This window comes from Actinocrinis puniceicyclus, assembly GCF_018283645.1.
Taxonomy (GTDB): Bacteria; Actinomycetota; Actinomycetes; order Streptomycetales; family Catenulisporaceae; genus Actinocrinis; species Actinocrinis puniceicyclus.
The window spans coordinates 1-5,414 of the sequence record NZ_JAGSXH010000217.1 but is presented as its reverse complement, the minus strand read 5'-3'; the positions used below and the strand labels follow the sequence as shown (position 1 = coordinate 5,414).

Below are 5,414 nucleotides of genomic sequence, written 5' to 3'. Positions count from 1 at the left end.
GCAGCGGTGCCGACACGATCACCTACTCGCTGGCGAACACCGGAGTTGCCAACGGCGCCACGGTCACCCCGTACCTGACCAACAGCTCGAACACCATCGCGGCTCAGGGCACGACGAGCGTGAACGGGGGCTCGTTCTCGGCGACCGTGCCGGGCCGCTCGCTCGTGACGTACGTGATCCCCACAGCGGTCATGGCCAACACGGTGACGGTCACCAATCCCGGTGCGCAGAGTGGGACGGTGGGCACCGCGGTCAGCGGCCTTCAGGTTCAGGCCACTGATTCCGGGTCGGGTCAGTCGTTGACGTACAGTGCGTCGGGTCTTCCGGCGGGGTTGTCGATCTCCTCTTCGGGTCTGATCTCGGGTACGCCGAGCGCGTCGGGTTCGTTCAACGTGACGGTGACGGCGAAGGACGGTACCGGCGCATCAGGGTCCGCGTCGTTCACGTGGACGATTTCCGGTGGCAGCGGGAACACGGTGACGGTGACCAACCCGGGCGCGCAGACCGGCACGGTGGGCACGGCGATCAGTGGTCTTCAGGTTCAGGCCACTGACTCCGGGTCGGGTCAGTCGTTGACGTACAGTGCGTCGGGTCTTCCGGCGGGGTTGTCGATCTCCTCCTCGGGTCTGATCTCCGGTACGCCGACGGCGTCGGGTGCCTCGAACGTGACGGTGACGGCGAAGGACGGGACCGGTGCGTCCGGGTCCGCGTCGTTCACGTGGACGATCGGGACCGGTAGCACGGGTGGTGGGACGTGTCAGGTCTCGTACGTGAAGAACGAGTGGGGCGGTGGGTTCACCGCGAACGTGACGGTGACCAACACGGGTACCTCGACGGTGAACGGCTGGACGGTGACCTGGAGTTTCCCGGGTGACCAGAAGGTCACCAACGCGTGGAACGCGAACGTCACCCAGTCCGGGTCGGCGGTCACCGCGACCAACATGAGCTACAACCCGGCCATCGCGCCCGGCGGCAACGTGCAGTTCGGCTTCCAGGGCACCTGGAGCAGCAACGACACCAGCCCCAGCGCCTTCACCCTCAACGGAAACGCCTGCAGCTGAGCACTCGAAGTAACCGGCCGGCGGCCGGATGCGGCAACTCACGCATCCGGCCGCCGTGCCGTGCCGCGCGTGCGGCCCGATCGAGACCTGACCGCGGCGGTTCAGCCCATGGCGGCGGCGACCCGCGCCGCCGGAGCCAGCAGCACCAGTTCGGGATCCAGCGCGGAAAGCGCCTCCGTGGTGAACGGGCGGTCGCGCTCGGTGATCGCAGCCCGCAGCTCCAGCAGCCGGGGACCGCTGGCCTCCAGCGCCGCGAGCAGGGCGGTGCCCGAGGCCCGCGGCGCCAGCTCGACGTGCAGCAGGGTCACGCCGACGGGCCTGCTGCCCGAGGTCTCGGGCACGATCAGCACGAGCCGGCCGTCGTTGATGCCGCGCTCCAAACGCACGCTACCGGTCTCCACGGCCAGCTTCTTGGTGCCCATCAGCTCAGTGCCCGCATCGGCGCGCGACGGCAGGTCCTGGGCGATGCCCGACTTGCTGACCACCTTTATCCGCAGGTCGTTGGGGCTGCCGCTGAGCGCGTACCGGGTGGCGCCGGCGACCGCGGTGACGACCGCGTCATACCCGCGCAGCGCGGCCAGGGTCGCGTAGCCGAGTGTGTCGCGATCCACACCCGTTTCCAGAACGGCCTTGGCCAGCCGGCTGTCGAACAGGTACGCGCCGGACCGGGAGGTACCGACCGTCACCGTCTTGGCCTGGTGCTTGACCGAGTCGATGGAGCGAGTCATCTCGTCCACGGCCGCGTCGAGGATCTGCCGGACGAACTCCAGCGGATCCGCGCCCTCGGTGTATTCCGGCAGCGCCGAGGCGGGCAGCGCGCCGGTCAGGAACCAGTGCGCCGCCGCCAGCCGCATGCCGGTGTCGCTGCCGAGGACGCCGCGCAGAAGGCCGCGGCCGCAGTCGTCGACGAAGCGACCGAGCGCCAGCGCCGCGGCGACGGTGCCGCCCGGCTCGCCCTGATCGAGGGCGGTGAGCGCCAGGCGCAGGTCGTCACCGGCCTGGTCGATGGCGCGCGCCGCGTAGTAGGCGAACAGGTGCCCGGCCGCGGTGCTCAGGATCCACGCCAGTTTCGGGTGGGTCGGCGGCACCTCGATGATCAGCTCGGTCGGCCAGAGGCCGCCGGTGCCGGCGTCCACGATCATCACCGGGCGGTTGCGGTGCGCGGCGAAGATCTCGACCTCCTTGACCACGTCGTGCAGCTGGGTCACCGGGGTGCCCGCGGCGCACACGAGCACCAGCGACTCGGCCGACAGGTCGATGTGCTTCTTGTCCTCCACGGCGTCGCTGGACACCCCGCAGTAGCACAGCTCTGAGAGTTTGATGCGCACCTCGGCGGCCGCGATGCGGTTCGGCCCGGACCCCAGCACCGCCGAATACCGGTATCTGCAGGCCACCTGCTCGGCGATGGCGGCGATCCCGGCCTTGCTCTTCTCCAGCTCCTCGAGCTTGTCCGGGATCTCGGCGAGCGTGCGCAGCAGCGCGTCCTCGTCGTGCGGGTCGAGGATCCCGGCCTGCTTCGCGAATCCGAGGGACAGCAGCATTCCCGCCGCGGCCTGCGCGTAGAACGCCTTGGTGGACGCGACCGCCATCTCGATGTCCCGGCCGTCGCTGGTGTACAGCACCCCGTCGCTCTTGGCGACCAGATCGCTGTCGCGCCGGTTGACGATCGCCAGAACCGTGGCGCCGCGTTCGCGCACCAGGTCCACGGTGCGGTTGGTGTCCGTCGTGGTTCCGGACTGACTGATCGCGACGATGCACGCGTGGCTCAGATCGCGGTGCAGATGCCAGGCGGACAGCTCCGTGGCGGGCATGGTGCGTACCCTGATCCGGTCCCCGAACAGGGACTCGGCCAGGTACGCGATGCCTGACGCGGCGACGGCCGCCGTGCCCTGACCGATGAAGATGACCTCGTCGAGCGACCCGTCGCGCAGCCGCTCGCGGACGGACGTCGGCAGCGCCGAATCGGGCAGGTCCACCGTCAGCCGGCCGTCGCGTTCGTGGACACGGCCGCGCAGCGTCCGGCGGAACGAGGCCGGCGCCTCGGCCAGCTCCTTCTCCAGGTACCGCTCGAAACCGCCGCGGGCGATGTCCCGCGTCGCCACCTCGGGGAGCCGGAACTGCGCTTCCGGTATCTGGTGCGCGGCGCCGGTGCCGTCGATTCGCCGCAGGCCGGCCGCGGTTCCCGCGTCCGCGCCGTCGACGCAGACGACCACGGCTTCGCCCGGCGCGTCGCCGTCCACGTCGATGCGCAGGTACCGGGTGGACCAGGCGACCAGGCCGAAGACCTCGCTGGCCACCAGGTAGCCGGCCGGGCCGAGCCCCACGTAGAGGCCCTGGCCGCCGCCCTTCACGCCGAGCAGCAGCCGGTCGGGGGCGTCGTCGGTCTGCACGCCGATGGCCATCGAGCCGCGGTACCGGCGCAGGCAGTCGTGCAGCGCGCCCGCCGCGTCGGCGCCGTCGTCGAGCCGCTGCGCGACCATCACGGGGATGAGCTTGGCGTCGGTGGTCACCTCGGGATCGGCCTCGATGCCTTCGCCGGTCCGCAGCTCCACGTGGTTGTCGATGTCGCCGTTGAGCGCGCCGACCGCGTACCGGGCGGACCCGGCTGCCCGGGTGGTGTGCGCGTCCGCGAGTGTGGAGCTGTACGCCAGGTTGTTGAGGGGATGCGCGTTCGGCTGGCTGACGCGGCCGACGCTGGCCCAGCGGGTGTGGCCGAGCACGCTGACGCGGGCGGAGGGGCGCCGCAGTATCTCGCGCAGCAGCGCGTCGTCGCGGATCGAGGCGCGCAGCGCGCGGACGTTGTCGCCGAGGCGCCCGACGAGGGAGGCGGTCTTGTAGACGATGGACAGGCACCCGGCGACCTGTTCGACCGCGCCGGACCGGAACAGCGCGTCGTGCCGCTGCGCGACCATGGGCGCCAGGTCGGCCAGGTCTGTCTCGCTCAGGCGCACCCACAGGTGCACGCCGGCCGAGTCGCGGCCGCGTACCTCAAGGCGGTCCAGGGAGTCGAGCGCCATCTCCAGTGCGAAGTAGGACACCGAGGCGGCCGGCGAGAGCTCGGCCGCCCCGGCCGCGGCGCCGAGACCGGCCAGTTCCCGCACGCGCGCGGCCGCCGCGATGCGGTCCTCCGCGAGGGTCCACGCCAGGTCCAGGGCGCGGCGCAACAAGATCTGGACCTGCTCGACCTCGTCGGCGTCCCAGTCCGCCTCGCCGGCGTCGAGCGAAGCGTTGGCGATGCGCAGTCGGCTGTGCACTGTCTCGACGCGCTCGCCGAGCAGCGCGGCCGCGGCGGGATCGGCGGCGAGCAGGTGGGTGCCGGCGGGCGAAGACAGCAGCCTGACCGTGTTTTCGAGCGCGCTGTTGAGGGCGTCGAGTCGTTCGCCGGTGCGTGCCGCCGATGCCAGGTCACCCAGCAGCGCGCCTTGCTCGATCGCCGTGCCCAACGCGCCGAGGGCCGGACCCCGAACCTCCTCGTGCGCAGAATTGTTGGCATACAACGGCAATACTGCGACAAGGCCACACACAAGCTGCTCCCGGGTTCTGAGCGGTCGACACCGGCAGCCTATCTCAGAGGTTCCGGCCCAGCTCAAGATCGCCTTCGGCGGCCCGGCCGGGGTGGCGCGCCGCCATCGCGCGAGCCCGTCCGCTTGGCACGGCTCCCGGCCAGCGGGCTCCGGCCGGCCTCGCCCCGAGGGGGCCCGGAACCCGCGGCGGTCCGTCGTCGGGAGGCGACAGTGAGGCGTGATCGACACGGCGATGGCCGATGCGGGCCGCGACCGGCCCGGGTGCCGGGCCTTCGGTCCAGGACCCGGTGAGGCCGTGAACGTTCTGGAAAACGAGCCGCGCCGCGAGCGGCGAAGCTAGTATCCTGCGCCGGAAGTCCGCCGTGAAAAGCGGCCCCCGCATCCCGCCTGGCCGCGTTGCCGAAACACCCACAGACGACCCACTGCGTTGATCGAGCACCGCGAGGGTGTTCCGGCGCCTTGCCAGCCGGGCGCGGATGACCGGACGTGCGCAGCCAGGTCGAGCAGAGTCATGCGACGGATTTCCGGCGCGGGACACTAGGATCCCCTTGTCTCAGAGCGCTGAAGGAAGGCTGCCGGATGGCTTACTCGATCGAGATCAGCCGGGCGAACCCGACCTGCTTCGTCTTCCTGCTGGACCAGTCGACCTCCATGGAGGATGCGATGACCGGCGGCGAGATCTCGAAGAGGAAGGCGGACGTCGTCGCGGACGCGTTGAACCGGCTGCTGTTCGAGCTGTCGCTCAAGTGCGCCAAGGAGGAGGGTGTGCGCGACTATTTCCATGTCGCGGTGCTCGGTTACGGTGCGCGGGTCGGTTCGGCTTTCGGCG

At 70.8% G+C, this 5,414-nt stretch carries 2 protein-coding genes and 1 pseudogene; 2 read left to right on the top strand and 1 reads right to left on the bottom strand.

Annotated features, from left to right (window positions below; all coding sequences use genetic code 11):
- On the top strand, positions 1-1,061 hold a 1,061-nt coding region (locus KGA66_RS27925; RefSeq protein ID WP_211472399.1), incomplete at its 5' end, for a cellulose binding domain-containing protein.
- Between the two features lie 101 nt (positions 1,062-1,162).
- Here the strand turns inward: KGA66_RS27925 and KGA66_RS27920 are convergent.
- Positions 1,163-4,558, bottom strand: coding sequence for an SIS domain-containing protein (locus KGA66_RS27920; protein ID WP_211472397.1), 3,396 nt, complete (start codon positions 4,556-4,558; stop codon positions 1,163-1,165).
- Positions 4,559-5,164: 606 nt separating this feature from the next.
- Here KGA66_RS27920 and KGA66_RS27915 point away from each other — a divergent pair.
- Positions 5,165-5,414, top strand: a pseudogene (locus KGA66_RS27915) (VWA domain-containing protein); the annotation flags it as partial.